We start from the raw sequence: 25,335 nt of genomic DNA on the forward strand, positions 1-25,335 counted from the left end.
ACTATAAATCCAGCGTGAAGTCGCCGCGCAGGTGGCGGATGATCTCGTGCCGTGGCCGTACGTTCCCGAAACGATCACAGAACTGTGAGCGCCGGAGATCGTCCCGGAATGCCTGACTGCCACGACGGGGTATGGGTTGCCACTGCGGATCCTGACGCCTCCTGAAGGAGTCGCCCCCGTGACCATAGGCGTAGATCTTGTAAGTACGTTCGCTACACCTTAGGCCCTCGAAAAACACGCTGCGCGCCCCGGAAGACGAGGAGACGACCACCGTGTAGCGGACCACACCATCATCCCCAACCGATAGGTTCTCGGCGTCGATGGCATAGCGAAGGCGACCGCTCACCTGGGGCACGTTCAACTCCATCAGGTGACGCGTCTGAGGGAAGGGCGGCAAAGAGGTTTCTTCCTCCCGCCACGGCTCCCTGGAGTAATCACGGTGATCCTCCGGTCCCTGCAGGAAGTCGTCACCGACTGCCGCAAGCGATAGGCTAAGTAATAGTCCGAGTGACAGGCCGCGGATCAGGGTTCGAGGGGTGCAGAAGGCTTTCACGGCCCGTAGTGTAACCGTGCGACGCTGCGGCACAAGCACCCTGATTCCTGAGAAAGCGCTTCAAGATTAGGTCAATGCCTGACTATCTTCAATCGGTTAATGGCGCTTTCTATTGTTAATAATTAAGAGTGCGACTGTTCTTTGCAGCCGGGAAACACCCAAAAAAGAGGCCGGTCCACAGACCGGCCTCCTGGGAGTACCCGCCCTGGGCGGGTACCGTCGGGTCCTGAGCGCGACTCAGGCGTCCAGGGTGTCCAGGGCCTTCTTGAAGCGGTTGGCGTGGGAGCGCTCCGCCTTGGCCAGGGTCTCGAACCAGTCGGCGATCTCGTCGAAGCCCTCGTCCCGGGCAGCCTTGGCCATGCCGGGGTACATGTCGGTGTACTCGTGGGTCTCGCCGGCGATGGCCGCCTTCAGGTTGAGATCGGTGCCGCCGATGGGCTCGCCGGTAGCCGGGTCACCCACGGCCTCCAGGTATTCCAGATGCCCGTGGGCATGGCCGGTCTCGCCCTCGGCGGTGGAACGGAACACCGCGGCCACGTCATTGTAGCCTTCCACGTCCGCCTTGGCGGCGAAGTACAGGTAGCGGCGGTTGGCCTGGGATTCCCCGGAAAATGCGTCTTTGAGATTGTTCTCGGTCTTGCTGCCTTTGAGTTCCATGCTGATTGTCCTCCTGAGTGATTTAACGGATCCGGCCCGCACCGGCGACGCCATGGTGCCCGCCGGTGATACCCGGGCACCCGCCGCCATCGGTCGGCCGGCTACAAATTTAGACTAGGTCTAAAAACATATCGAGAAGTTAGTTCACCCTTCAGGGCTTGTCAACAGCCCGCCACGGGTCAAATCCTACACCGCCACCATTTGACCCGTATGGGAGGGTGGTTTAGTTTACTTCGTTTGCCCCGAATGGAAGAAACAGTGCCCAAAGGTCGCGCCAAGCCGGGCTTCGAAGCCGCGTTACGGGAGTTCGAACAGCTGGTGGAACGCATGGAGAGCGGCGAACTCCCCCTGGAGGAATCCCTGAAACTCTACGCTCGCGGCATGGAACTCAGCCGTACCTGCCGCGAGGCCCTGGATGACGCCGAGCGGCGCGTGGAGGTCCTTTCCGGTCAAGGTACCATCCAGGCCCTCGACATCCCCACCGACGATCATGACTCCGACTGATTTCGGCGCCCTCGAGGCCTATGCCACCGAGTGCCGTAGCCGCGTGGAAGCACGCCTGGACGCCCTGCTGCCCGCCTCCACCCTCCTGCCCACGCGCCTCCACGAGGCCATGCGCTACGCGGTGCTGGGGGCGGGCAAGCGGGTGCGGCCGCTGCTGGTATACGCCACCGGCCATGCCCTGGGGGTGCCGATGGATACCCTGGATGCCGGGGCCTGTGCGGTGGAACTCATCCATGCCTATTCGCTGGTCCACGACGATCTCCCCGCCATGGACGATGACGACCTGCGACGCGGCCGGCCCACCTGCCACAAGGCCTTCGACGAAGGCACGGCGGTACTCGTGGGCGACGCGCTTCAGTCCCTCGCCTTCCAGATACTGGCCGGTAACGGCAACGGCCAGGCCGCCCTGCCCTCCCAGACGCGCCTGGAAATGGTATCCCGTCTCGCCATCGCCGCCGGTTCCCGCGGCATGGCCGGAGGCCAGGCCATCGACCTCGATGCGGTGGGTCAAGACCTGAATCTCGCCGAGCTGGAGATCATGCACATCCACAAAACGGGAGCACTGATTCGCACCGCGGTGCTGCTCGGTGCCCTGGCGGCGGGGGACGGGGCCGATGCCGCCCTCGAGGACAGGCTGGATCATTACGGCAAGTGTATCGGTCTCGCCTTTCAGATCCGGGATGACATCCTCGACGTAGAACTCAGTACCGAGGATCTCGGCAAGCCCCAGGGCGCGGACGTCCAGCGCAACAAGCCCACCTATCCCGCCATCGTGGGACTGTCGGAGGCGAAGCGCATCGCCGAGGAACTGCACGAGGCCGCATTGGAGAGCCTTTCCGGCCTGGACGAGCGCGCGGATCACCTGCGGGGCCTGTCGGCCTTCATCGTCCGCCGCGGCAACTGAGGCGCCTGCCGGGGGCGGTTGCCCTTATACTTCGTTGTTTATCCTGACCCATTCCTGACGAATCCGCCGATGCCCACTCCCTCGCCCTTTCCATTGTTGGAATCCATCGATGTCCCGGCGGATCTGCGAACCCTTGCCGAAGGCGATCTGCCGCGTCTGGCCGGCGAGTTGCGGGAGTTCCTCATCGAGTCCGTGGGCAGGACGGGGGGGCACCTCGCCGCCGGCCTCGGCACGGTGGAACTATCCATCGCGCTGCACTATGTCTTCGATACTCCCGAAGACCGCCTGGTGTGGGACGTGGGGCACCAGAGCTACCCCCACAAGATCCTCACGGGCCGGCGCAGGCGTATGGACACCATGCGCCTCAAGGACGGCCTGTCGGGCTTTCCGCGGCGTGCCGAGAGCCCCTATGACACCTTCGGTGTGGGGCATTCCAGCACCTCCGTGAGCGCCGCCCTGGGCATGGCCCTGGCCGCCCGCCAGGCCGGCAGCGACCGCCGGGTAGTGGCCATCATCGGCGACGGCGCCCTCACTGCGGGCATGGCCTTCGAGGGCCTCAATCACGCCGGCAGCCTCGATGTGGACATGCTGGTCATCCTCAACGACAACGAAATGTCCATCTCTCCCAACGTGGGGGGGATGTCGAACTATCTGGCCCGGGTGCTCTCCGGCCCCATATTCTCCACCTTCCGCGAGGGCAGCAAGAAGGCCCTGCGCAACATGCCTTCGGTATGGGAACTGGCGCGGCGGGCGGAAGAACACATGAAGGGCATGATCGTCCCCGGCACCCTGTTCGAGGAACTCGGGTTCAACTACATCGGCCCCGTGGACGGGCACGACCTGCCCAACCTGGTGAAGACCCTGCGCAACCTGCGCGCCCTGCCCGGCCCCCAGTTCCTGCACATCGTGACCCGCAAGGGCAAGGGCTTCGCGCCGGCGGAAGATCAGCCCGTGGCCTACCATGGCGTATCGGCCTTCGACCCCCAGACCGGCGAGTTCAAGAAGGCAGAGGCCAAAGGTGGGCCCACCTATACCCAGGTGTTCAGCGACTGGCTGTGCGACGCCGCGGCGCGGGAACCCCGGCTGGTGGGTATCACCCCGGCGATGCGGGAGGGTTCCGGTCTAGTGCGTTTCGCCGAGCGCTTTCCGGACCGCTATTACGACGTGGGCATCGCCGAGCAGCATGCCGTGACCCTGGGTGCGGGGCTCGCCTGCGAGGGTCTGGCACCGGTGGTGGCCATCTATTCGACTTTCCTGCAACGGGGCTACGACCAGCTCATCCACGATGTGGCGATCCAGAACCTGCCGGTGATGTTCGCCATCGACCGCGCGGGCCTGGTGGGGGCGGATGGCGCCACCCATGCCGGCAGCTTCGACCTGTCCTACCTGAGATGCCTGCCGAACCTGCTGGTGATGGCCCCGGCCGACGAGAACGAATGCCGACGCATGCTCGACACGGCCCTGATCCACGACGGCCCCGCGGCCGTAAGGTATCCCCGGGGTTCGGGACCCGGCGTGGTTGTAAGCCAGGCCGTGGCGCCCCTGGACATCGGGATCGCCGAGTTGCGTCGAAGGGGGCGGGATGTCGCCATACTCGCCTTCGGCAGCATGGTGGCACCGGCCCTGGAGGCTGCCGAGGACCTGAACGCCACGGTGGTCAACATGCGCTTCGTCAAGCCCCTGGACGAGGCCCTGATTCTCGACATGGCGGGGCGCCACAGGCTGCTGGTCACCGTCGAGGAGAACGTCGTGGCCGGGGGTGCCGGCAGCGGCGTCGGCGAGGTGCTGGCGCGGGCCGGCGTGGCGTGTCCCTTGCTGCATCTGGGCTTGCCGGACCGCTTCGTGGAGCATGGCAAACCGTCTGAACTGTTGGCGGAATGCGGGCTCGACGCGACGGGGATCGGGAACGCCATAGCGGCGCGTCTGGCCGTCCGGGAACAGACGGCCGGCCGTAGCATCGCCGGCAATACTTGAGTATTATTGTCAATTAATGGCACGCTATGCACTCAAGGTTCTGACCGAGTTTGCCTCGGCCCACACCCTCCGGGGCTATCCCGGAGCGTGCAGTCGGATGCATGGTCACAACTGGAAGCTCGAGGTGGAGGTGGATGCCGAACACCTGGATGACGTGGGCATGGCCCTGGATTTCAAGGTCATTCGCACCAAGGCCAAGGAAATAGCCGGCGTATTGGACCACCGCTATCTAAACGAGATCGCGCCTTTTGACGAGGTCAATCCCACTGCGGAAAACATCGCAGCCTATCTGTTCGACAGACTTGCCACGGCATTGAACGACGGCAACGTGGCGGTAAAGGCCGTCACCCTGTGGGAGACCGACCGGGCCTGCGTACGATATACCGAGGAACACTATCCATGAATCAAGCCGTAGAGAGCATCGCCGATATCCAGAGCAGCGCGGATACCCGCCGCATCCCCATCGACAAGGTGGGGATCAAGGACATCAAGCACCCGGTGGTGGTGAAGGATCGGCGTGGAGGCGTGCAACACACCATCGCCAATTTCAACATGTACGTGAGTCTGCCCCAGGATTTTAAGGGCACCCACATGTCACGCTTCGTGGAGATCCTCAATCATCACGAGTACGAGATCTCCGTGGAGTCCTTCAAGGTGATGCTGGGCGAGATGACCGAACTCCTGGGGGCCCCGACGGGCCACATCGAGATGTCTTTCCCCTACTTCGTCAACAAGAAGGCCCCCATCAGCGGCGTCATGAGTCTCATCGACTACCAGGTGACGTTCATCGGCGAGATCGAGAACGAGGCCCCGTGCATGATGCTCAAGGTGATCGTGCCCGTCACCAGCCTGTGTCCCTGTTCCAAGCAGATCTCGGAGCGTGGCGCCCACAACCAGCGCTCCCATGTGACGGTCACGGTGCGCACCAGCGGCTTCGTCTGGATCGAGGACATCATCGACCTGGTGGAAGGGCAGGCCTCCAGCCAGCTCTACGGGCTGCTCAAACGCCCCGACGAGAAGTTCGTCACCGAGCACGCCTACGACAACCCCAAGTTCGTGGAAGACATGGTGCGGGACGTGGCCAGCGCCCTCAACCGCGACGACCGCATCTCCGCCTACGTGGTGGAGTCGGAAAACTTCGAGTCCATTCACAACCACTCGGCCTACGCCCTGGTCAAGAAGGACAAGAAGGACGCCATCAGCGATTCCCGCTTCACCTGAGACCCGCCGCCCACCCCCGCGGTATCGCGGATTCGAGGCCGTATACAAGGCCGCCCTTCAGAGTTGGCTGGCAAGGTTCTCCAGGAGCCGGTCCCGGTCCCGCAAGGCGTCGGAGACCCGCCGGGCGTCCGCCATAAGGGCCTCTATCCCGCCCACGGAGTAGACCCCCAGGGGGTGACGGTCTTCCAGAGGGACGAGGGCAACGACCTGCCTCGATTCACCCTCCCCCTCGGCCTCTTGTTCTCCTCCCCGCCACAACCGCAATGGCACGGCCCGGGCATGGGGCGGAGCCAGCTCGGCCACGGTGGAGACGTGGATGGTGCCTCGCCCATCGCGCCAGCGATAAAGGTGGACTGCCGCTGCTGGAACCGTTGCCCGCGGCCCCTGCCCCAGGGCCTTCCCGGGCATGGGGGCTGGCCGTTCCGCGGGGTAGGGGCTGCCTGCCAGGGCGCGCCCGCCGGCCTCATGGTGACCGAGACCCGCCATCATCAGCAGGATACTGCTGGCGCTAACGGACAGGGCCAGGCGTGCGAAAGGAATGGTCACAGGGAGGCATCCTCCTTCGTTGTATGCCCCTTCTCGGCGAGATAACGCTCGGCGCGGTCCTGCCAGAATTCCTTGAGGGTCTCATCCACCCTGTTGTCGCCGCCTATCTCGAGACGTCGATACTCCGCCATGCGCCGACGATTCCCGTTCCAGGTCATCAGCAGATCGAGTAGGGCACAGGTCGTCGCGGCCCCCAAGCCGGCGGGGAGCAGGCCGACCTGGAAACGATACCCCGCCGCCAGTTCAGCCACCGTGGGCAGACCGCCACCTTGGCTCAGCAGGCCCGCCAGAGGCCACGCCAAAACCACCAGGACGGCCGCCACCAGCCAGCGCAGCACGGCCGCGAAGCGCCGGTCCACGCGGGCCGGGAAAGGCCCCAGCAGGACGCCGACCACGGCCCCCAACAGGGCGTGACGATGAAGCTCCATGACCTCCAGCACGAGGCTCGCCGGATCCAGACCGAGGGGATCGGCGCCGGCCTCGCGCAGCAGCAGCAACTGCACGACGAAGGCCGTGAGGGCGGCCCCGCAGGCGCCCGCAAAGGCCAGCAGCAGTACGCGAATGATTACCATCGAATCCTTGGCTCCAGTCGGTCCATGAGCCCATGCGCCGGCTCATCCCGGGCCGTGCCCATCGGCGACTTTAGTTTAGATCGCGGTGGCCAATCACGCTACACGCCCGTCATCCGCGGTTATGATGGCAGTCCGACCCACAAGAGCCCCTTTCATGGCCGATCCAGCCCCCTATACCTTCATCGATACTGCCGCCACCCTCGCCGAGTATGCCCCGGAACTGGCTGCGGCAGATCCCATCGCCCTCGATACGGAATTCCTGCGGGAACGCACCTACTATCCCAAGCTTTGTCTGCTCCAATTCGCCACCGCCTCCGGTATCGCCCTGGTCGACACCATCGCCCTCGAGACCCTCGGGCCGATCATGGACCTTCTCTACGCGGACCAGCGGGTCAAGGTGCTCCATTCCGGCAGCCAGGACCTCGAACTCTTCGTGCACATGCGCGGCGCCACCCCATCCAGCCTGTTCGACACCCAGATCGCGGCGGCCTATCTCGGATATCCGGATCAGATCGGCTACGCCGGCCTGGTGGAGAAGGTGCTGGGCGTGACCCTGGACAAGAGCCATACGCGTTCCGACTGGAGCCGCCGTCCCCTGTCCGCCGCCCAACTGGGTTATGCCGTCGATGACGTCCGCTATCTGCTGGTGATGTATCCCCTGCTCTACCAGGGACTGGAACAGGCGGGGCGCCTGACCTGGGCCCTCGAGGACATGGTGCGCCTGGAGGACCCGGAGCGTTATCGTGTCAGTCCGGCCCTGGCGTGGATGAAGATCAAGGGCGGCCAGCGACTTTCCGGCCGGGCATTCACCGCGCTGCAGCACCTGGCCGCCTGGCGCGAGGAGGAGGCTCAGCGCCGTGACCTGCCGCGCGGCTGGGTGGTGCCCAATGACACCTTGCTGGTCCTCGCCGAGCAACGACCCGCCTCGCCCGCGGCGCTGGCGGCCCTCGAGGGACAGGGCACCACGGTGCCGAAGACCTTCGCGGAACCCGTTCTCACCGCCATCGCCGCCGCCGGACAGGATCCGGGCGACGCGCAGGCGGGCGACGGCCCCCTGACGGACGTACAGAAGGGCCTGTTGAAGACCCTCGGCGCGCACGTCACCCGGCGGGCCGGAGAATTGGGGCTATCCACCGCACTCATGGCCACCCGGGCCGAACTCGAGGCCATCGTGCGTGGCGGCCACGACGCACGGGTATTGACAGGGTGGCGCCGGGAGGCGGTCGGTCGGGAACTGCTGACCCTGCGGGACGCCGGCTGAGGGCGCAAGGACTGCCCTCTGGAGCCTGCATCGCGAGGCGGCGCAGGGCATCCCCCGAACATGGGTGGCGCTGGGTCAAACCTGGGTTGGGCGCCCTTTCAGCGTATGTTCTCGTCCAGATTGGCGTGGCACAGCACTTGGCGCATGTTGCCTATGAGCAGTAGCAACTGGTCATTGCGTATGCGGTAATAGACCCGGTTGGCCTCCTTCCTGGAGGTCACGATGTTCTTGTCCCGCAATTGCTCCAGGTGCTGGGAGATATTGCTCTGGGAGGTGCCGATCCTGTCGACGATCTCCCCCACCGACAGCTCGGTGTCGCCGAGGGTGCAGATGATGCGCCAGCGCAGCGGGTGGGCCATGGCCTTCAGGGCATTGGCCGTGAGGACGGCATCCTCCCCCGGGGATCCTGTCTGAGGCGTGTCGTCGTCTGCCATCGGCTACTCCAAAGCGTGCATGAGGCCGGCTGTGCCAGCGGTCCGGCAACGGCGCCGCTGATGGGGCACGGCCATGATCTTCATCGTGCTGCCGCCTGAACCATCTTACTCCGGCTCTTCGTCCACCCGCACGTAGCCGCTCATGTCTTTTGCGATACAGATGATATCGGTCACGTTTTCGTCGCCGTCCGTCATGGCCGTTCGGGAAAACAGGATGGGCACCCGCCGCTCATCCCGGGCGATGAAGCGGGCCTCGATGTTTTGAATGGTTCCCACCCGGATGAGGGCCTCCAGCCACGTGCCCATGAAGGCCCGCGCCTGCTCTTCACCTTCCTCCTCGAAGACGTCGCCGATCCCCATGTCCACGAGTTCGTCCTCGCCGTAGCCCAGCATGCGACAGGCCGCCGGATTGACGCGCCGGATGGTGCCGTCGGGCGCCAGCACCAGCAGGGCCTCACCCATGGTCTTGAAGATGTTCTCCATATACTGGCGGGCCTGTTCCAGTTCGGCGGTACGCTCGGCCACCTTCTGCTCCAGCACCTGATTGAGTTCCCGTTCCTTCTGGATGAGACGGAAATAGGTGCTGATCTTGTTGATGAGCAGGTTGTCGTCGATGGGCTTGAGCAGATAGTCCACCGCGCCGATGGCATAGCCTTTCTGCTGGAACTCGTCGGTCTTGTAGGCGGCGGTGAGGAATATGATGGGAATATCCCGGGTCTTCTTGCGCTTCTTCAGCATGTTGGCGGTCTGAAAGCCATCCATCTCCGGCATCTGGACATCGAGGATGATGAGATCGATGTCGCTCTCCACCATGGTGATCTCCAGGGCCTCCTTGCCGGACAGGGCCTGGCGGATGCCGACGTCCATGTGTTGTTCGATGAGTGTCCTCAGGGTAAAGAGGTTGTTCTCGTTGTCATCGACAATCAGCAGTTTGAAGCCGGCATACAAGGTCATTACTTCATCCCGGTTGACAGTCGTCGGCCACGGCCTGACGCCGCGGCCCTTGGTGCAGGGTGCCTACAGGCCCCATTATAGGGCCTCGACCGCCGTGGTGGGGCGGGGTGGGACATCATTCCCAGCACCCGCGCAGGAGTTGCTCCAGGCGAACGGGATCCACGGGGTGGCCGGTGAACTCCATCAGGCGTCCGCGTTCCCCCTCCAGCGCATCCCCCGACGCATCCCCCACCACCAGCACCCCGAGCCCCGCGGGCAGCAGGCCCTCCCCGAGCAGAGCACGCAGTCTGCCCCGCCCCCCATCCAGCACCCGGGGGTTGATGATCATCAGGTCGAAGGCGGTGGACTCGTCCAGTTCCTCCAGCAGTTCCTCCTCGCTGCCCGCGGCGGTGACGTCCACGTTCCACGATTCCAGCACCGGGGTCAGGGCGAGCAGCGTCTGCACCTCGTGATCCGCGAGCAACACCCGCCGGCCCGAGAAATCCGCTCGCACCGGAGGTTCCGCCTCCGGCCCGTTATCCGCGGTGACCACACGCTCCACCTGGATCTCCTCTCCCGGTTCGAAGTCCAGGGGTAGCACCAGACTGAATTCCGCGCCCTGCCCCGCCGCGCTCTCGAGGGCGATGCGACCACCGAGGAGGCCGGCCAGCTCGTTGCTGATGGTCAACCCCAGGCCGGTACCGCCATAGCGCCGGCTGGTGGAGCCGTCGGCCTGTTTGAAGGCCTCGAAGATGACGGCGTGCTTGTGGGCGGGAATGCCGATACCCGTGTCGCGCACGCCGATGCGCACCGGCCGCTGGTGGCGGTCATCGTCGTCATTGGCCGCCAGAATCAGTTCCACACCGCCACTGTGGGTGAATTTGATGGCATTGGCGATGAAATTCTTGATAATGCGCCGGATCATCTCCGTGTCACTGACGATGCGGTGGGGCACGCCCTCTTCCACTTTCAGGGAGAGGGCGAGGCCCTTCTGCTGCGCCTGGGCGTGGACCAGTTCGATGAGTTCCTCCAGCAACCCAGGCAGATCCACGTCGCCCAGTTGCAGCACCGTCTGGCGCGCCTCGATGCGACTGAGGTCGAGAATATCGTCGATGAGGTTGCGCAGATCCGTCCCCGCGGAGTTGATGACCTTGGCCTGCTTGCGATGGGCCGCGGAGAATTCGCCATCGTCGGCATTGGCGAGCAGCTTGGACAGCAGCAGAATGGAATTCAGGGGCGTGCGCAATTCGTGGCTGACGTTGGCCAGGAACTCCGACTTGTGGGTGTTGAGGGACTCCAACTCCCTGGCGTGCTGGCGCAGGGCCGAGATGTTCTGCACGTGGCCCTCCGACAGGCGATTGAGCTTGTCGGCGAGTTCTCTCACCTCTCTGGGACCCTTCCAATCGAAGACCACTCCCTGTTCCTGGGCCAGGATCTGCCCCAGCCCCTCGGTGAGGCGCTCGCGGAAAAGCTCCATGCGCCCGGCCAGCCAGTGGGCGATGACGAGCACCATCGCGATGAGCAGCAGCACCACGACCCCGATGCGCCAGCGCAGCTCGCTCATGATGCGGAAGATGGGCGATGGGTCCACCTCGCGACCGGCCCACAGGGGGCCGTCCCGCTCGGTGGCCAGTAACGGCACCCAGATGATCTGCTCGCCGCGCCGGCCCTTCCACAGGCTGAGTTCGCCCTCGGAGAAGATCTCGTGCAAGCCCGGGAAGTCCTCCAATGCGGAGCCCTCCCGTCCGATGTAGCGGCCATCCGCCTGGGCCCAGTAGGTATTGCGATAGGCGCGGGCCAGGCCGCCGATGTCGAGACTCACCATCACCGCCCCCACCGCGTCCCCCGGCGCCGGCGACCGGCCATCGAACACCGGGCTCACCAACTGCAGGATGAGATAGCGGGACGGCAGCCCGATATCCGCCTCCGGGTTGATGCGCACCGGCCCGGTGACGACCCCTCCGGGCCCCAAAGTCAGGGCGGTGGATACCTGCTTTTCCAGAGGCTGCATGGCGAGGCTATCCCTGCGTTCCAGCTCCCTGGTGAAGAAATCCCGTTCGAAGGAGGCCACGGGTTCACCGAGGCGGTCCAGGAACATCACGCTGATGATATCCACCTGGTCCCGCAGGATGCTCCCCAGCCAATGCCCGTCGGCCCCCACGACGGCGGGCTCCGCGCCCTTTCCCGCGTTCACCAGGTTGCGGGTGGTGGCCAGCTTGGCCAGCAGTCGTACCGTTTCGTGGCGACTGGCCAGGTGCTGATCGAGATCGCGAAAGTCCGCCCGCAGGTTCAGCAGGTGGGCGCGATGGTAGAACCCTTCGAGCTTCTCGAAGATGAAAGGCACGGTGCTGGCCACTGCCACCAGCAGTGGCGCCATACCGAACAGCAACAGGACGATGAGGATCTGGGTTCTGAGCCGCACCGGCGTTACACGGCCATGATGAGGAGCACCACGAAGGCGGCCACCAGGGCGATGGGGATCAACGCCCCGGCCCAGTCCTTGTTCTCGGCCTCGCGGGATTTCTGCATCGCGGCCTTGAGACCCGGCATGAACAGAAAGAGGGCCAAAATGGCCACCGCCCCCCACATCAGTTGTCCGAAGATGCCCATTTCCATATCACTTGCCCCTCATTTCCCAGCACTGATGGATCCGGGGACGGCGTTTGAAGTCCTCGGGCAGGCTGGCCTTGGTGAATTCCCGGCAGACCATATCCCGGGTCAGGGAAGGACTCAATCGGAAACGCCGCGCGTTGGTGCTGAATACGAGAACGCCGGCAGGGCTCAACAGCCCCGCGGCGAGACGCAGCAGCGCCTCATGATCGCGCTGGACGTCCCAGTGACCCGCCATCTTCTTGGAATTGGAGAAGGTGGGCGGGTCCACGTAGATGACATCGTAGCGCGCGCCTTCCTCACGGGCCTGTTCCAGCCAAGCCCCACAGTCCGCCGCCACGAAGCGGTGGCGGTCATCCCAGAAACCGTTCAGTTCCATGTTGTGCCGCGCCCACTCCAGGTAGCGGGTGGACAGATCCACGCTGGTGGTCTCCACGGCCCCATTGCCTGCGGCATAGACGGTGGCCGAGCCGGTGTAGGCGAACAGATTGAGAAAACGCCCGCCCGCCGCCAGTGCCCCCACCCGCGCCCGCACCAGGCGGTGGTCCAGGAACAACCCGGTGTCCAGGTAGTCGGTGAAATTGACCAGGAAACGGTAGCCGCCCTCCCAGACCTCGTGGAGCCGCTCCTGGCGATCCAGACGGCCGTACTGGTCGCGGCCCTTCTGGCGCTCGCGGAACTTGAAAAAGACGTGATCGCGGGGAAATTCCAGCACCTCGGCGATGACCTGTCCGGCCTCCCGCCGGCGACGCCGGGCCTGGTTGGCGTCCACCGACTCCGGCGGCAGATATTCCTGTACGTGGGCCCAGCGCTCGCGGCCCCCATAGATATCCACCGCGAAGGCATACTCCGGCAGGTCACCGTCATAGACGCGATAGCAGTGGATGTCGTTGCGGGCCGCCCACCTCGCGAGATGGCGGGCATTCTTGCGCAGGCGATTGGCGAACATGGTGGCGCCCTCGCCCAGGGTCTCGGGTGGCGCGGCCGCGACGGGCCCACAACTGCGGAGCCGGCATGGCAGGGCACCGTTGTACACGGGCCAGTCGCGGCAGCGGCGGCCGAGTTCCAGGGTGGCCGGCACCTCATCGGGGTACAGCACCGCCAGCCGCCAGTCGGCGAAGCGTTGTCCCAGGCGGCGTTCCAGTTCACCGTAGACGGCCCGCGCATCGCCCCCATGGAGACGGTGCCCGTAGGGCGGATTGGTCACCAGCAGGCCCGGTCCGACACCGGCGGGTGCGAAGTCCGCCACGGCCACGGTGCTCACGGAAATATCATCCCCAAACCCGGCCCGCCCGGCGTTGATCCGGGTCGCTTCCACCGCTGCGGCGTCGCTGTCCCCGCCATGGAGCCCGGGAACCCGCCCGGCCCCCGCGGCGCGCCTGTCCGCCGCCTCCGCGCACAGCCGCGACCAGACCTCCGGGTCATGTCCGAGCCAGCCCTCGAAGCCGAAGCGCTCCCGGCCCAGGCCGGGCGCCACGTCTGCCGCCATCATGGCGCCCTCAATGAGGAAGGTGCCGGAGCCGCACATGGGGTCCGCCAGGGGCGCGCCCTCGGCAGCCAGGCGCGGCCAGTCCGCCAGCAGCAGCAGGGCGGCCGCCAGATTCTCCTTGAGGGGGGCCGGCACCAGGCGTTCCCGGTAGCCCCGCCGGTGCAGGGGCCGGCCCACCAGATCGAGGCCGATGGACAGGCGCTCCCCTTTGAGCACCGCGCTCAACTGCACGTCGGGCCGCTCCAGATCCACCGTGGGCCGGGCACCCGTCAGTTCCCGCAGGTGGTCCACCACGCCGTCCTTGACCCGCTGGGCCCCGAAATGGGTATGCCGGATGCCGCTCCCCATGCCCTTGAAGCTCACCGCCAGGGTGCCTTCGGCACGCAGATGGTCCTGCCACGGCATGCTCTTCACCGCTTCGTATATCTCATCAGCGTCCCGTACCCGGAAGTCCTCCAGGTTGAGATAGACCCGGCTGGCCACCCGGGACCACAAACACACACGATAGGCGGTGGACAGATCCCCCGTGAACAGAGCCCCGGCGGCGACCCGCCTGGCCCCCACCACTCCCAACTGCTCCAGTTCCCGCATCACAGCGGGCTCCACCCCCTTCGGCGTGGAAACAAAGAGACTAAACTTGCTCATGTCCGCACCGCGGATGGGAGACACCCACCACCGTCGCAACAGGCTATCCCACTACCCCATCCAAGATGCCCGAATGACACACTCCACCCTCCACTGTTGGATATACAAAGGCCATCGCCATGACGGTGCCTACCTGTACCTCGGGCGCGAGTCCGATTTCGCCGCCGTGCCGGAGGCCTTGTTGCATACCCTGGGTACACTTCGACTGGTGATGGAACTGGAATTGTCCGCCGAACGCAGGCTCGCCCGCGAAGACGTGGGCCTGGTGATGCATAACCTGCGGGCCCAGGGCTACCACCTGCAACTGCCCCCGGATTGGCGCCCCCGTTTCTATGCCGCCGAGGACGGACAATCACGGCACGGAACCGACCCCGACTGATGGGCCCCCTGCCGGAAGGAAGCGTGGCGGCCCCATGGGTACCGGTTAACGGGGGGGATCCCACTCTCCCGAGGGCTCCACTCCGGTATCGCCCGTGGTCTCTTCGAGTCCCGGATCGAGGAACAGAGGTCCGGGACCCGCCGCAGCCCCATGGGTTGGTTCCGGCACGGCTTCGGGCTCGGGGTCCGGCGCCCCGCTGGCTGCATCCCCGGACTCGTCCTGAAACCATGGATCCCAGGGAATGAGGCCGCCCCGGCCATCGCCTGCCGTGCCTTGGCGCCCAGGACCCGGGCCATCCGGCGCCCGGGTGCGCGGTGCGGTACCCCGGCCCGGCGTGGTCTCGCGCGGGAATCTCAGGGGGGGCGCATCGAAGCCCTGTCCGGCACGCCCCCAGCCCGGGGCGGCCTGCTCCCAGGGGGCGCCGGGGGCGTCCATCATTCTCCCGCGACCCCATTGCATATAGTCCGACCCCCAGGGCATATAGTCCGACCCCCAGGGCATATAGTCCGACCCCCAGGGATAGCCCGCTTCAGTACGCCACGGACTGCCTTCACCCGGTAGTCCCGCGGGCGCCGCCGGCACACGGAGGCCGCCCCCCGTATAGGGCGAAAGGTAGACCGCATCGGGCCGCCCATGTCTCCCCACGCCGGAGGCCCGGGGGGCGCCGCGGGTCCAGCCCTCCGATGGGGGCGGCCAACCCGGCGCGCAGGCGCCCTTGCTCAATTGATAGCCGTAACTGGCGCACTCATAATATGGATCTCCGTCCATCACGGGAGAGATGTCCCTGACGGCCGGAGGTTGAGACGAGAAACCCTCTCCGCCCGCCACCGGCGCGGCGACGGCGCAGACGAGTATGATGGTTGCAAGAACTGGAAACCGCTTCATATGTCCACCGCAGCCGTTGATGTCGCCCTGAGTGAGTGCCGGGCCGGCATGACGGCCCTCCTTGCCGGACCATGCCGCAGGCCCGGTATTTTACCCTCAACACGCGAACAACCATACATGAATACATCTTCCGTTCCGCAGCGTGGCCTCCTCGCCAGCATCGGCTTCCTGCGCACCATGCTGGGTCTCGTCGTCCTGGTCATCGCGGCCCTGTCATGGTTCGCCGGCAGCGAGCCCACGGGGTGGTACGTGCTGCCGGTGTATGTCGCGCCGGTACTCGCCATCCTTCTGCTGTGGGGGCTGATCCTCGACCTCATCATGACCCGGGTATACATGTCCGAGCCCGCCACCGAAGACGGGCCCTCCTACGGTCTGGTGATGCGCTTCGACCTGGCGCTGTTCGCCATTCTGCTGGTCTCCTGGGGACCGTTCTTCTACAAGCTCGTCGCTTGAACAGCCCTTTCGAATCCTTCGACATGCATTGTCGCAGGTGACCGGAAGGTGGCCCGGGGCGGGCATTCTACCCGCGACGGAGGCGCCGTGGCGCGACGCGGGCACCGTTCAGCCTGGGTTCAGCTCGTATCTCCTATGCTCTCATCACAAGGCCGGAAAGTGTGTTCCGCGCCTGTTGGTCGTTGAACATGAAATCGACAGGAGAGCAGCGATGACGAACAGACTTCGAATAATGGTGGCCCTCGCGCTCGGTGTGAGCCTGGCCTGCCCGGTGGCGGCCTACGACGAGCGCTCCGAGGGGGCATACTATGATTACGCGAAGGTGATGCGGGTGGAGCCCGTCAGCCGCATCGTCAGGGTATCCGAGCCGCGTCGTGACTGCTGGGAAGAGCCCGTGACGCGCTATCGGCGGCATGCCGGTCACGGCGGTGACTCCTATACACCCTCCATTCTGGGTGGCATCCTCGGCGGCGTGGTGGGCAACCAGTTCGGGTCCGGCTCGGGGCGTGACGTGATGACCGTGGCGGGTACGGTGCTCGGTGCCTCCATCGGCCGTGACACCCAGCGTGCCGGGCGCTATCGCAGCGAGTCCTACACCACCACGGAAGTCCATTGCGAGACACGAAATGACTATCGAGAAGTGGAGCGGCCCGACGGCTATCGGGTCACCTATCGCTACCGCGACGAGGTGTTCGTTCGCCACATGGACCATGACCCGGGGGAGCGGATACGGGTGCGTATCTCGGTCCAACCCGCGGATTACTGATCCGCTGCGCCGCGCCTGTCTCAAGGTATTATCGGTGGTGGTATTGACGGTCGTCCTCGCCCCCGCAGCCGTCGCCCTGGACGCGGATCGCGACCGCAACGGTCCCAGGCAGACCATGGACAGGGACGCGGCGGCGGCCGCCGCCCGTCACGCCACCGGGGGACGGGTACTGGGGGTGGAACGTCGCCGCGGCAATGGCGATGAGTACCGGGTGCGGGTCCTCACCCCGGACGGCACCGTCCGCACCCTGGAGATCGATGAGCGTTCGGGCCGCCCCCGGCGCTGATGGGTCGTCATGAGGATCCTCGTCATCGAAGACGAACCCTTGCTGCGCCGGCGCCTCGAGGGCGAACTGCGCGCGGCGGGCCATGTGGTGGATGGCGCGGACAGCGGTGAGGAGGGCCTGTTCCTCGGTGGCGAGTACCCCGTCGACGTGGCCGTCGTGGACCTCGGACTGCCCGATGTGGACGGCGTGGAGGTGATCCGGCGCTGGCGGCGGGACGGCTTGGCTTTCCCCATCATCATCCTCACCGCCCGGGGTCGGTGGCAGGACAAAGTGGCAGGACTCGAGGCGGGTGCCGACGACTACGTGGTCAAGCCCTTCCAGATGGAGGAGTTGATGGCGCGCCTGAAGGCCCTGGCGCGGCGGGCGTCCGGTTGGACCGAGGCGCGCTTGCGTTGCGGGCCCATCGAGGTGGATACCGCATCCCAGGGGGTCTCCGTCCACGGTGCGCCGGTCGGTCTCACCGCCTATGAATACCGCCTGCTGGAATATATCGTCCTCCATGCCGGCGAGGTGTTGTCCAAGAGCGTCCTCACGGAGCACTTGTACGCCGAGGACGACGACCGCGACAGCAATGTGCTCGAGGTATTGGTGGGCCGGTTGCGCCGCAAGCTGGACCCGGACGGCAGTCTGGCCCCCATCGAGACCCTGCGAGGCCGCGGCTACCGCCTGCGCCTGACGCGGGACACGGCCGGCGGAGGCTGAAGGCATGGGCCATCGGCCCGGGTCTCTGATCACCCGGCTGGTGATCTCCACCGCCGTCATGCTCACCGTGGCCCTGGGGCTGGCGGGTCTCAGCCTGGACCGGGGCTTCCGGGACTCGGCGCGGACCGCGCTGCAGGACCGCCTGGAGGCCCACCTGTACGGCCTCATGGGGTTGGTGCAGATCGACGAGCAGGGTGCCATCTCGGTCCCCGACAGTCTCGCCGAACCGGGCCTCACAGGAAGCGAGAGCGACCTCTATGCCGCCATCTGGAATGGCGACGGCCGACTCCTGTGGCAATCCCCTTCCGCCTCGGCGCGGGATCTGCCACGGCCGGCGGCGACGTCTCGACCCGCTTACAAGGACTTCGGCCATGATGCCGTCCACGGCACTTATAGTACCTCCCTGACCGTACGCTGGGAAATGGCGCCGGACGAACATCGCCTGCTCACCTTCACCGTGGTCGAGGCGGAGACCCGTTTCAAGGACGAAATCGCCGCCTTCCGTCGCTCGCTGTGGGGCGGTTTGGCGGCCTCGGCGCTCTTTCTCGTGGCGGCCCACCTCGCGCTGTTGCGCCTCAGCATGAAACCCCTGCTGCGTCTCATTCGGGAAGTGAAGGCGATCGAGGCCGGCCACGAGGAACGCTTTACCCCCGACTATCCGGTGGAAATCCTGCCCCTGACCCGGAACATGAACGCCCTGCTCGATCAGGATCGAGCCCGCCTCGCCCGTTACCGCGACAGCCTCGCCGATCTGGCCCACAGCCTGAAGACCCCCTTGAGCATCCTTCATGGCATCAAGGAAGACCTCGAACCCGGGGGCGCCGCCCGCCGCCAGATGGACGAGCAACTGGAACGCATGCAGGGCGCGGTGGACTATCATCTCCAGCGCGCCGCCGTGGCGGGCCGGGTACCCCTGTCGGGCACGGTGGAGATGGCCCCGCTGGTGGCGGAATTGCGACGCAGCCTCGACAAGGTCTACGACGACAGACGGGTCGAGTTCACCGCCGACCTCCAGGCAGGACTCCGTTTCCGCGGCGACCGCGGCGACCTCATGGAGATCCTGGGCAATCTCATGGACAACGCCTGGAAATGGTGCCGTGGCCGGGTGCGCCTGACACTGCGGAGGACCGCCGGCCCGGACGATGCCTTATTGGTACGGGTGGAGGACGACGGTCCCGGCGTCGCCGACATCCATTGGGGGCGCCTGGGGGAACGGGGTTTCCGGCCCTGCCCGGGCGTCCCCGGGCACGGCATCGGCCTGGCCGTGGTCAGGGATCTGGCGGCGGAATACGGCGGTGTGCCCGAATTCGGACGGAGCCCCCTGGGCGGGCTCCAGGTGAGCCTGCGGCTGGCGCCGTGACGGCGCGGTCCGGCACCCCCCGGTTCTTCAAGTTTTACCCGACTTCAGCCGCAACAGTTTGAGTTGTTCATCCCAGGGGACCATGGCGACGCCATCCCGAGCCTGCGCGACGGTACCGGTACCGGCCCGTGCCCGGGTCAGATGACATAGCCTGCGGCGTGCCCCCGGGATGGCCCGGAAATCCACGCCCTCGGGTCCACGGAGACTGCCGTTGCACCGATGCATCGCCCAACAGGCCTTTATCTTTCCTCATGCGGGGACATGCCGTGCATAGGCTGCTCAGCGCACAACTGGAGGACCTCGGGCTCGCTACGGTAACACCGCCCGACGCCGCCGGCTGGCGGCGCCTGCTCGCTGCCGTGGACGCCGTCTATGGCACCATTCATGACCACGCTGCCGCCGGCGGTAGCGCGTCGCTGCTGCTGCGGGACGTGACGGAGAAACGCCGGGCCGAGGAGCGGGCCTTGCTCCTCGACTCGGTGTTCAAGGCCGCCGCCGAAGGCGTGCTGGTGATGGACCGCGATCGCCGGCCGTTGTTCGGCAACCCGGCCTTTCACGACATCACCGGGCTACAGCTGGACGCGCCCCTCGGCGACGTGCTCGGCTTCCTCTCCCTCGACCACCGCAGTCCCATTCAGGCCTCCATATGGGACCATCTGGAACGCTATAGCGCGTGGCAGGGCGAGTTCAGCGGCCGCCGTGCCGACGGCACCGTGCTGCCCCTGTGGCTGACCCTGAATACCGTTCGTGATGCCGCGGGTGACATCACCCACTACGTGATGGTGTTTGCCGACATCTCCCAGCTGAAGAAGTCCCAGGGTGAGTTGGAATACATCGCCACCCACGATGCCCTGACCCAGTTGCCGAATCGCATGCTCTTCCAGGACCGTCTCGTTCAGGCCATCCGGCGGGCCGAGCGCCGCGGTACCTCGGGGGCCGTGATGTTTCTGGATCTCGATCGGTTCAAGGTGATCAACGACAGCCTAGGCCACCACGCCGGCGACGAGCTGCTACGCCAGGTGGCCGAGCGCCTGCAGGGGGTCTGCCGGGCCCAGGACACCTTCGCCCGACTGGGCGGCGACGAGTTCACCCTCATCGCCGAGGATATCGACAACGCCACCAACGCCATGCGTACCGCCGACAAACTCATCCACGAGCTGCATCGGGGCTTCGTGGTCAACGGGCAACCACTCATGGTGACGGGAAGCATCGGCATCAGCATGTTTCCGGATGACGGCACCGATATCGAAATGCTGCTCCGGCAGGCCGACACCGCCATGTACCTGGCCAAAGAAAGGGGGCGCAACAACTACCAGCTGTTCAACAAGGAGTTCAGTTCCATAACCCTGGAGCGATTCTCCCTCGAACTGGAACTGCGCAGCGCCCTGGAGCGGGACGAATTCTTCCTCGAATACCAGCCCCAGTACGACATCTTGAAGGGTACCATGCCCGCCGCCGAGGCCCTCATTCGCTGGAACCACCCCCTGAAGGGCCTGGTGTCACCCGGCAGCTTCATACCGGTGGCGGAGATCTCGGGGCTCATCGAGGCCATCGGCTACTGGGTCATCCGCACGGCGTGCCGCCAGCTGCGGGCCTGGGACGAGATGGGCATTCCCCCCTTCGTGGTGGCCGTCAACGTGTCCCGCCGTCAACTCGTCACGCCGTGGTTCAAGGACCATGTGCGCGAGATCCTGCTGGAAGAGGGCGTGGCGGGCAGCCGCCTGGAGGTGGAGATCACGGAGAGTGCCATCCTGGACCAGGAGGAGATCGCCCAGCGCAACATCTATGCCCTCCACGAGATGGGCATCCAGTTGGCCATCGACGACTTCGGCACCGGCCACTCGTCCCTGGTGAATCTCAAGCGCTATCCCCTGGACCGCCTCAAGATCGACCGCACCTTCGTCCAGGACGTGGAACATGACACCGATGATCTGGCCATCGTCAAGGCCACCCTGGCGCTGGCGCACAACCTGGACTTGAAGGTCATCGCAGAAGGCGTGGAGACCCAGTCCCAGTTGGATATCCTGTGTGCCGAGGGCTGTACCGAGGTCCAGGGCTTTCTGCTCAGCCGTCCCGTATCGGCGCAGCGCCTGATGGAACGGCTGCGACCCGCTGCCGCATCCCATGTCGCGAGTCAACAATAGGCCGCGGAAAAGGCCTCCACGAAACGATCGTATTCCTCTTCTGCCAGATGGTTGATGCCGGCGGCCGCCTCGCGCCCGCCGCCGCTGGCGAACTGCCGGCACAGGGTATCGGCACCGCTCCGCTTCGCCAGCGGGGCCCGCACACTCACGACGTACCCTCCCCCGTCGAGCTGCGTCAGTAAGGCGTGGGCCCGTTCCGGGGCGCCGCTGGCCAACTGGTTGGCCAGTACCCCCGAGACCCGCCGCGCCCATGGTGCGGCCGGTAACACGTAGAGGGCGCAGGCCCCGCCGTCCAGGGCCGGCGAGAGATCGGCGGCGCGCGCCATATCGTTGCGATAGCCGCTCTCCAGACGCTTGAAGGCCTCGTCCCGCTCGATGAATTCCAGCGGATCGGCGTAAGGCCGCATCCTGAGAAACAGCGCGTCGGGTGGGATATGAAGGTCTGTCACGGCGGCGCCATAGCCGTTGTAATTGAGGTAGACACCCAGCCACCGCAGCCGCTCCAGGTCTTCACTCGACAGATGGAGGGCCTGCCCCGCCTTCCGGGCCTGGTCGTCGAAGTTATCCCCGAAGGTACCCACCACGGCCCAGGCCCGGAAGCGCCCCCCCAGGTAATCGTCCACGATGAGACTGGTTCCCCTGTCCGACGTAACATCGAGATGGGTTTCCAGATGGGGGTGTCGGGGAATCTCCCCATGGTAATGGTGGTCAAAGTACTGAACATGGGCACCGGCCTCCAGCAGGTTCAGAAGGCCGGCACGGTTCTTGTCCAGGGATACATCGAGGACCGTTACGCGGGTGCCGGCGGTGCAGGATACTCGTTCCAGGAGGGCAATATCCCGTTTGACACCCGTTATGAGGGTCGAGTCGACAGGATGGGCCAGTCTGAGCTGCTGTAGGGCACAAAGGCCGTCCGCATCACCGTTGAAAACGTCTATATAAGTCACTTTTATGGGCTTCCTGTCGGAATTTCGTGATCCAGAGGGTATTCATGCGCGTATTTAACCTCAGATTGGCCCGGAACCACAAAGCGCACTTGACTTACCGGTGGCCACTCTGCCAAACTCAATTCCCGAGTAAGGCACTAGGTTTTTTAGCCCCAAGATTTCTGGCTATAAACGTAACGGAGAAAATTTCATGAGAATTTCCGCGAAAAGCCGTCATGCTGTTGCCGCGATGATCGACCTGGGCCTCAAGTCCCAGCAGCGTCCGGTGGCGCTGGTGGATGTCCTGGATGACCACGACATATCCCTGTCCTACCTGGAGCAGATCTTCAGCCGTTTGAAGGAGAGTAAACTGGTCGAGGGCATACGGGGACCGCGCGGAGGTTACCGGCTCGCCCGGCCGGCGGAGGAGATCACCGTTGCGGATATCATCGGCGCCGTGGAGGACACCAGCGCGCGGGGCCGCAAGGGCCGCGTGACCGGCCGGCAGTCCGTGGCCCACGAGTTGTGGGATGACCTCAGCCAGCAGATCAACGATTTCCTCGACGGCATCAAGTTGTCGGAGATGCTGGGGCGTACCAACATTACCGAGTTTGCGCGTCGCCATCCCCGGCACTTTCAGACAGACAAGAGGCGTGCCGCCTGACAGACGCTCCGCCCCGACGGCATCGCGGAAGGCGCCGGGGCAACAGAACCATGAGAATTGAGCCGCCCTCAAGGGCGGCCCTTTTTTAAACACCTGCCCGCCGGTTCCGGTATCATCCCTTACCGTGCTTCGAATCGGCCCTGTCTAACCATGATTCCACACGCCGTGGGCATCCCCCGGGACCCGCAGGGCGTCAGCCTGGGCGACCAGTCCCCGGGGCGCCGTCTCAAGGTGCTCAGCTACAACATCCAGACCGGCATTGCCACCACCCGTTATCGGGACTACGTTACCCACGGCTGGCGCCATCTCGTCCCCCATACGCGTCGCTGGCAAAACCTGGACCTGATGGTGGAATCGGGCCTGCGCGCCTTCGATATCGTAGGCCTGCAGGAGATGGACGGCGGCAGCATGCGCACCGGTTACGTCAACCAGGCCCGCTATCTGGCGGAACGCGCCGATTTCCCGTTCTGGTACAACCAGGTCAATCGGCGCATGGGCCGGCTCGCCCGCCACAGCAACGGGCTGTTGTCGCGTATCGAGCCCACCGAGACCTTCGATTACAAGCTCCCCGGGCTGCCGGGGCGCGGGGCGCTGCTGTCACGCTTCGGACATCATCCCCACTGGATCACGGTGATCGTCGTCCACCTGGCCCTGAGCCAGCGGGCGCGCAGCCGCCAGATGCTGTTCCTGAGCCAACTGGTCAACGCCCATCCCCATGCCGTGGTGATGGGCGATTTCAACTGCGACAGTAACGCACCGGAGGTCAAGCTGCTGTTGGACTCCACGGATCTGGTACTGCCCGACACCGAGGAGAACACCTTTCCCACCTGGCGCCCAAGCCGGCGCATCGACCATATCCTGGTGACCCGTGAGATCGTGGTGGAAAAGGCCTACGTACCTCAGTGGGCCTACTCGGATCACCTGCCGGTGGCCCTGGAACTGCGGATCCCGCCGGACGTGTTGCCCTGAACCGAGGCAGCACATGGGACGGGTCCGGAGCACCTTGCCCGCTTCCCCGGAAACGGTTACTTTTCGCTCGCACTCGCTCCCGATTCGACGGAGCGGACACCGCGATACCAGAACCGGGGCCCGCCATGCCGACCATCCTGCTCGTCGAAGATTCGCCCACCGAGGCCTACGTCATCGCCGATATCCTGGCCCGCCATGGCTATCAGACCCTGACCGCCGCCACCGGCGAGGAGGGCATCGACATGGCCCGCAACCACAGGCCCGATCTCATTCTGATGGACGTGGTCATGCCGGGGCTGAACGGCTTCCAGACCACCCGCAAGCTGGCCAAGGATGAGCAGACCGCCCATATACCGGTCATCGTGGTGTCCTCCAAGGATCAGGATACGGACCGCATCTGGGCCATCCGCCAGGGGGCCCGGGATTACATCGTCAAGCCGGTCAAGGAAGACCTGCTCATCGACCGCGTCCAGGCCCATCTTGCCCAGATCTAGAAGCCTGTCCGGCTTGACACTGTTCAACCGCGGAGAATCCGGACCCGGCCCACGATGTAATACTTCCCCATGACCCTCACCGAACTCAGGTATATCGTGGCCGTAGGGCGGGAGCGTCACTTCGGGCGGGCGGCGGAGAGCTGCTTCGTCAGCCAACCCACCCTGAGCGTGGCCATCCGCAAGGTCGAAGAGGAGCTGGGCGTCGTCCTGTTCGAACGGGGCCGGGGCGAGGTGCTGGTGACCGCCACAGGCGAGACCATCATCACCCGGGCCGAGCAGGTGCTGCGGGAGGTCGAGGGGATCCGGGAGGCCGCGGCGCATCACGAGGGGGATCTGGCCATGCCCCTGCGCCTGGGGGCCATCTTCACCGTCGCCCCCTATCTGTTGCCGGAGATCATCCCGCTCCTGCGGGACAGCGCACCCGACATGCCCCTGCTCATCGAGGAAAACTATACTCACGTCCTGAGCGAACATCTGCGCAAGGGTGAGCTGGACGTCATCGTCATCTCCCTGCCCTTTCATGAGCCGGGCATCGAGACGGAACCCCTCTACGAAGAGCCCTTCGTGATCCTCATGCCGGCCTCCCATCCCTGGACCCAGCAGGACACCATTCCGGCCGCCCAGATGGCGGACGAGAACATCCTGCTCCTGGGGCCGGGACACTGTTTTCGCGACCAAGTGGTGGAGGCATGTCCGGAATGCGTTCAGCCCGGCGGCAGCAATGCCCTGCGCGGCATGGTAGGCAGCTCCCTGGAGACCATCCGCCACATGGTGGCCTCGGGTCTCGGCGTCACCGTGCTGCCCTGCTCCTCGGCGGGGGCGGAGAAGTACTCACGGCGTCTGGTGGCCATCCGGCGTTTCGTCGATCCGGAGCCCCAACGCGTGGTGGCCCTGGCCTGGCGTCGCGGCTTCACCCGTCCCGGGGCCGTAGATGCCGTCAAGCAGGCGATCCGGCATTCCGGTCTCACCTGCGTACGCATGCTCGGTGATGCCGGCTGAGACAG

General features: G+C 65.3%; 28 protein-coding genes. 17 read left to right on the forward strand and 11 right to left on the reverse strand.

All coding sequences use genetic code 11. From position 1 onward, the window contains the following. Window position 1: 1 nt before the first annotated feature. Window positions 2-553 (reverse strand): CNP1-like family protein, encoded by a 552-nt coding sequence (locus tag U5S82_22430; protein ID MDZ7754320.1) that lies wholly within the window; start codon window positions 551-553, stop codon window positions 2-4. A gap of 237 nt (window positions 554-790) precedes the next feature. After that, window positions 791-1,210 carry a rubrerythrin family protein gene (locus U5S82_22435; GenBank protein MDZ7754321.1) on the reverse strand — a complete coding sequence of 140 codons (420 nt, stop codon included), beginning with the start codon at window positions 1,208-1,210 and terminating at the stop codon, window positions 791-793. 258 nt (window positions 1,211-1,468) lie between these two features. Here U5S82_22435 and xseB point away from each other — a divergent pair, with 258 nt between their 5' ends. The 5 genes from xseB to folE2 all read left to right on the forward strand — a co-directional run bounded on the left by xseB (window position 1,469) and on the right by folE2 (window position 5,813). Continuing rightward, window positions 1,469-1,714 carry an exodeoxyribonuclease VII small subunit gene (xseB, locus tag U5S82_22440; protein MDZ7754322.1) on the forward strand — a complete coding sequence of 82 codons (246 nt, stop codon included), beginning with the start codon at window positions 1,469-1,471 and terminating at the stop codon, window positions 1,712-1,714. Then, window positions 1,701-2,618, forward strand: coding sequence for a farnesyl diphosphate synthase (locus tag U5S82_22445; GenBank protein ID MDZ7754323.1), 918 nt, complete (start codon window positions 1,701-1,703; stop codon window positions 2,616-2,618). The genes xseB and U5S82_22445 overlap by 14 nt, the downstream gene beginning before the upstream one ends. 69 nt (window positions 2,619-2,687) lie before the next feature. Further along, window positions 2,688-4,592 carry a 1-deoxy-D-xylulose-5-phosphate synthase gene (gene dxs / locus U5S82_22450; protein MDZ7754324.1) on the forward strand — a complete coding sequence of 635 codons (1,905 nt, stop codon included), beginning with the start codon at window positions 2,688-2,690 and terminating at the stop codon, window positions 4,590-4,592. Between the two features lie 16 nt (window positions 4,593-4,608). Continuing rightward, complete coding sequence (gene queD, locus U5S82_22455) at window positions 4,609-4,995, forward strand: 6-carboxytetrahydropterin synthase QueD (protein ID MDZ7754325.1); 387 nt, start codon at window positions 4,609-4,611, stop codon at window positions 4,993-4,995. Then, the gene (gene folE2, locus U5S82_22460; protein ID MDZ7754326.1) at window positions 4,992-5,813 is read left to right on the forward strand and encodes a GTP cyclohydrolase FolE2; all 822 of its coding nucleotides are present in this window, start codon (window positions 4,992-4,994) and stop codon (window positions 5,811-5,813) included. Before queD ends, folE2 begins: the two co-directional genes overlap by 4 nt. Before the next feature lie 57 nt (window positions 5,814-5,870). Here folE2 and U5S82_22465 read toward each other — a convergent pair whose 3' ends face one another. Both U5S82_22465 and U5S82_22470 read right to left on the reverse strand, forming a co-directional pair. Continuing rightward, the gene (locus U5S82_22465) at window positions 5,871-6,359 is read right to left on the reverse strand and encodes a hypothetical protein (GenBank protein MDZ7754327.1); all 489 of its coding nucleotides are present in this window, start codon (window positions 6,357-6,359) and stop codon (window positions 5,871-5,873) included. Next, window positions 6,356-6,931: a hypothetical protein gene (locus U5S82_22470; protein MDZ7754328.1), complete on the reverse strand. Its 576-nt coding sequence runs from the start codon at window positions 6,929-6,931 to the stop codon at window positions 6,356-6,358. Before U5S82_22470 ends, U5S82_22465 begins: the two co-directional genes overlap by 4 nt. 154 nt (window positions 6,932-7,085) lie before the next feature. On the opposite strand from U5S82_22470, the gene rnd reads away from it, so the two are divergent. Further along, entirely contained in the window at window positions 7,086-8,192 is a 1,107-nt protein-coding gene (rnd, locus tag U5S82_22475; GenBank protein MDZ7754329.1) for a ribonuclease D, read from the forward strand. A gap of 98 nt (window positions 8,193-8,290) precedes the next feature. On the opposite strand, the gene U5S82_22480 is transcribed toward rnd, so the two are convergent. The 5 genes from U5S82_22480 to rlmKL form a co-directional block, all read right to left on the reverse strand. Beyond that, window positions 8,291-8,626, reverse strand: coding sequence for a metalloregulator ArsR/SmtB family transcription factor (locus tag U5S82_22480; protein MDZ7754330.1), 336 nt, complete (start codon window positions 8,624-8,626; stop codon window positions 8,291-8,293). A 105-nt stretch (window positions 8,627-8,731) separates the two neighbouring features. Further along, complete coding sequence (locus tag U5S82_22485; protein MDZ7754331.1) at window positions 8,732-9,580, reverse strand: response regulator; 849 nt, start codon at window positions 9,578-9,580, stop codon at window positions 8,732-8,734. Window positions 9,581-9,695: 115 nt separating this feature from the next. Beyond that, window positions 9,696-11,981 carry an ATP-binding protein gene (locus U5S82_22490; GenBank protein MDZ7754332.1) on the reverse strand — a complete coding sequence of 762 codons (2,286 nt, stop codon included), beginning with the start codon at window positions 11,979-11,981 and terminating at the stop codon, window positions 9,696-9,698. Between the two features lie 5 nt (window positions 11,982-11,986). Next, window positions 11,987-12,175, reverse strand: coding sequence for a hypothetical protein (locus U5S82_22495; GenBank protein MDZ7754333.1), 189 nt, complete (start codon window positions 12,173-12,175; stop codon window positions 11,987-11,989). Between the two features lies 1 nt (window position 12,176). After that, window positions 12,177-14,303: a bifunctional 23S rRNA (guanine(2069)-N(7))-methyltransferase RlmK/23S rRNA (guanine(2445)-N(2))-methyltransferase RlmL gene (rlmKL, locus tag U5S82_22500; protein ID MDZ7754334.1), complete on the reverse strand. Its 2,127-nt coding sequence runs from the start codon at window positions 14,301-14,303 to the stop codon at window positions 12,177-12,179. A gap of 73 nt (window positions 14,304-14,376) precedes the next feature. Between rlmKL and U5S82_22505 the strand changes: the two genes are divergently transcribed. Beyond that, window positions 14,377-14,682: a YcgL domain-containing protein gene (locus U5S82_22505; GenBank protein MDZ7754335.1), complete on the forward strand. Its 306-nt coding sequence runs from the start codon at window positions 14,377-14,379 to the stop codon at window positions 14,680-14,682. Between the two features lie 45 nt (window positions 14,683-14,727). Here the strand turns inward: U5S82_22505 and U5S82_22510 are convergent, their stop codons facing one another. Next, window positions 14,728-15,120, reverse strand: a complete 393-nt coding sequence (locus tag U5S82_22510) for a hypothetical protein (GenBank protein MDZ7754336.1) — start codon at window positions 15,118-15,120, stop codon at window positions 14,728-14,730. 564 nt (window positions 15,121-15,684) lie between these two features. Here U5S82_22510 and U5S82_22515 point away from each other — a divergent pair. From U5S82_22515 to U5S82_22540, 6 genes are all read left to right on the forward strand, one after another. Continuing rightward, window positions 15,685-16,020 (forward strand): hypothetical protein, encoded by a 336-nt coding sequence (locus tag U5S82_22515; GenBank protein MDZ7754337.1) that lies wholly within the window; start codon window positions 15,685-15,687, stop codon window positions 16,018-16,020. Window positions 16,021-16,231: 211 nt separating this feature from the next. Next, window positions 16,232-16,786: a glycine zipper 2TM domain-containing protein gene (locus U5S82_22520; GenBank protein MDZ7754338.1), complete on the forward strand. Its 555-nt coding sequence runs from the start codon at window positions 16,232-16,234 to the stop codon at window positions 16,784-16,786. A gap of 34 nt (window positions 16,787-16,820) precedes the next feature. Beyond that, window positions 16,821-17,072 (forward strand): peptidase M4, encoded by a 252-nt coding sequence (locus tag U5S82_22525; protein ID MDZ7754339.1) that lies wholly within the window; start codon window positions 16,821-16,823, stop codon window positions 17,070-17,072. Between the two features lie 9 nt (window positions 17,073-17,081). Beyond that, window positions 17,082-17,774: a response regulator transcription factor gene (locus U5S82_22530; protein MDZ7754340.1), complete on the forward strand. Its 693-nt coding sequence runs from the start codon at window positions 17,082-17,084 to the stop codon at window positions 17,772-17,774. Window positions 17,775-17,778: 4 nt separating this feature from the next. After that, a complete protein-coding gene (locus U5S82_22535) occupies window positions 17,779-19,134 on the forward strand; it encodes an ATP-binding protein (GenBank protein ID MDZ7754341.1) in 1,356 nt (451 codons plus the stop codon). A 266-nt stretch (window positions 19,135-19,400) separates the two neighbouring features. Further along, window positions 19,401-21,278, forward strand: a complete 1,878-nt coding sequence (locus U5S82_22540; protein MDZ7754342.1) for an EAL domain-containing protein — start codon at window positions 19,401-19,403, stop codon at window positions 21,276-21,278. Here the strand turns inward: U5S82_22540 and U5S82_22545 are convergent. Next, window positions 21,269-22,225 (reverse strand): acetyltransferase, encoded by a 957-nt coding sequence (locus U5S82_22545; protein MDZ7754343.1) that lies wholly within the window; start codon window positions 22,223-22,225, stop codon window positions 21,269-21,271. The two genes, U5S82_22540 and U5S82_22545, sit on opposite strands and share 10 nt — an antisense overlap. A 190-nt stretch (window positions 22,226-22,415) precedes the next feature. Between U5S82_22545 and U5S82_22550 the strand changes: the two genes are divergently transcribed. The 4 genes from U5S82_22550 to U5S82_22565 all read left to right on the forward strand — a co-directional run bounded on the left by U5S82_22550 (window position 22,416) and on the right by U5S82_22565 (window position 25,330). Then, on the forward strand, window positions 22,416-22,868 hold the full coding sequence (locus U5S82_22550) for an Rrf2 family transcriptional regulator (GenBank protein MDZ7754344.1): 453 nt from the start codon (window positions 22,416-22,418) through the stop codon (window positions 22,866-22,868). Between the two features lie 150 nt (window positions 22,869-23,018). Further along, window positions 23,019-23,837: an endonuclease/exonuclease/phosphatase family protein gene (locus U5S82_22555; GenBank protein MDZ7754345.1), complete on the forward strand. Its 819-nt coding sequence runs from the start codon at window positions 23,019-23,021 to the stop codon at window positions 23,835-23,837. 125 nt (window positions 23,838-23,962) lie between these two features. Next, window positions 23,963-24,331: a response regulator gene (locus U5S82_22560; protein ID MDZ7754346.1), complete on the forward strand. Its 369-nt coding sequence runs from the start codon at window positions 23,963-23,965 to the stop codon at window positions 24,329-24,331. A gap of 69 nt (window positions 24,332-24,400) precedes the next feature. Next, window positions 24,401-25,330, forward strand: a complete 930-nt coding sequence (locus tag U5S82_22565) for a LysR substrate-binding domain-containing protein (protein MDZ7754347.1) — start codon at window positions 24,401-24,403, stop codon at window positions 25,328-25,330. Window positions 25,331-25,335 lie beyond the last annotated feature (5 nt).

Source organism: Gammaproteobacteria bacterium (assembly GCA_034522055.1).
Taxonomy (GTDB): domain Bacteria; phylum Pseudomonadota; class Gammaproteobacteria; order JAABTG01; family JAABTG01; genus JAABTG01.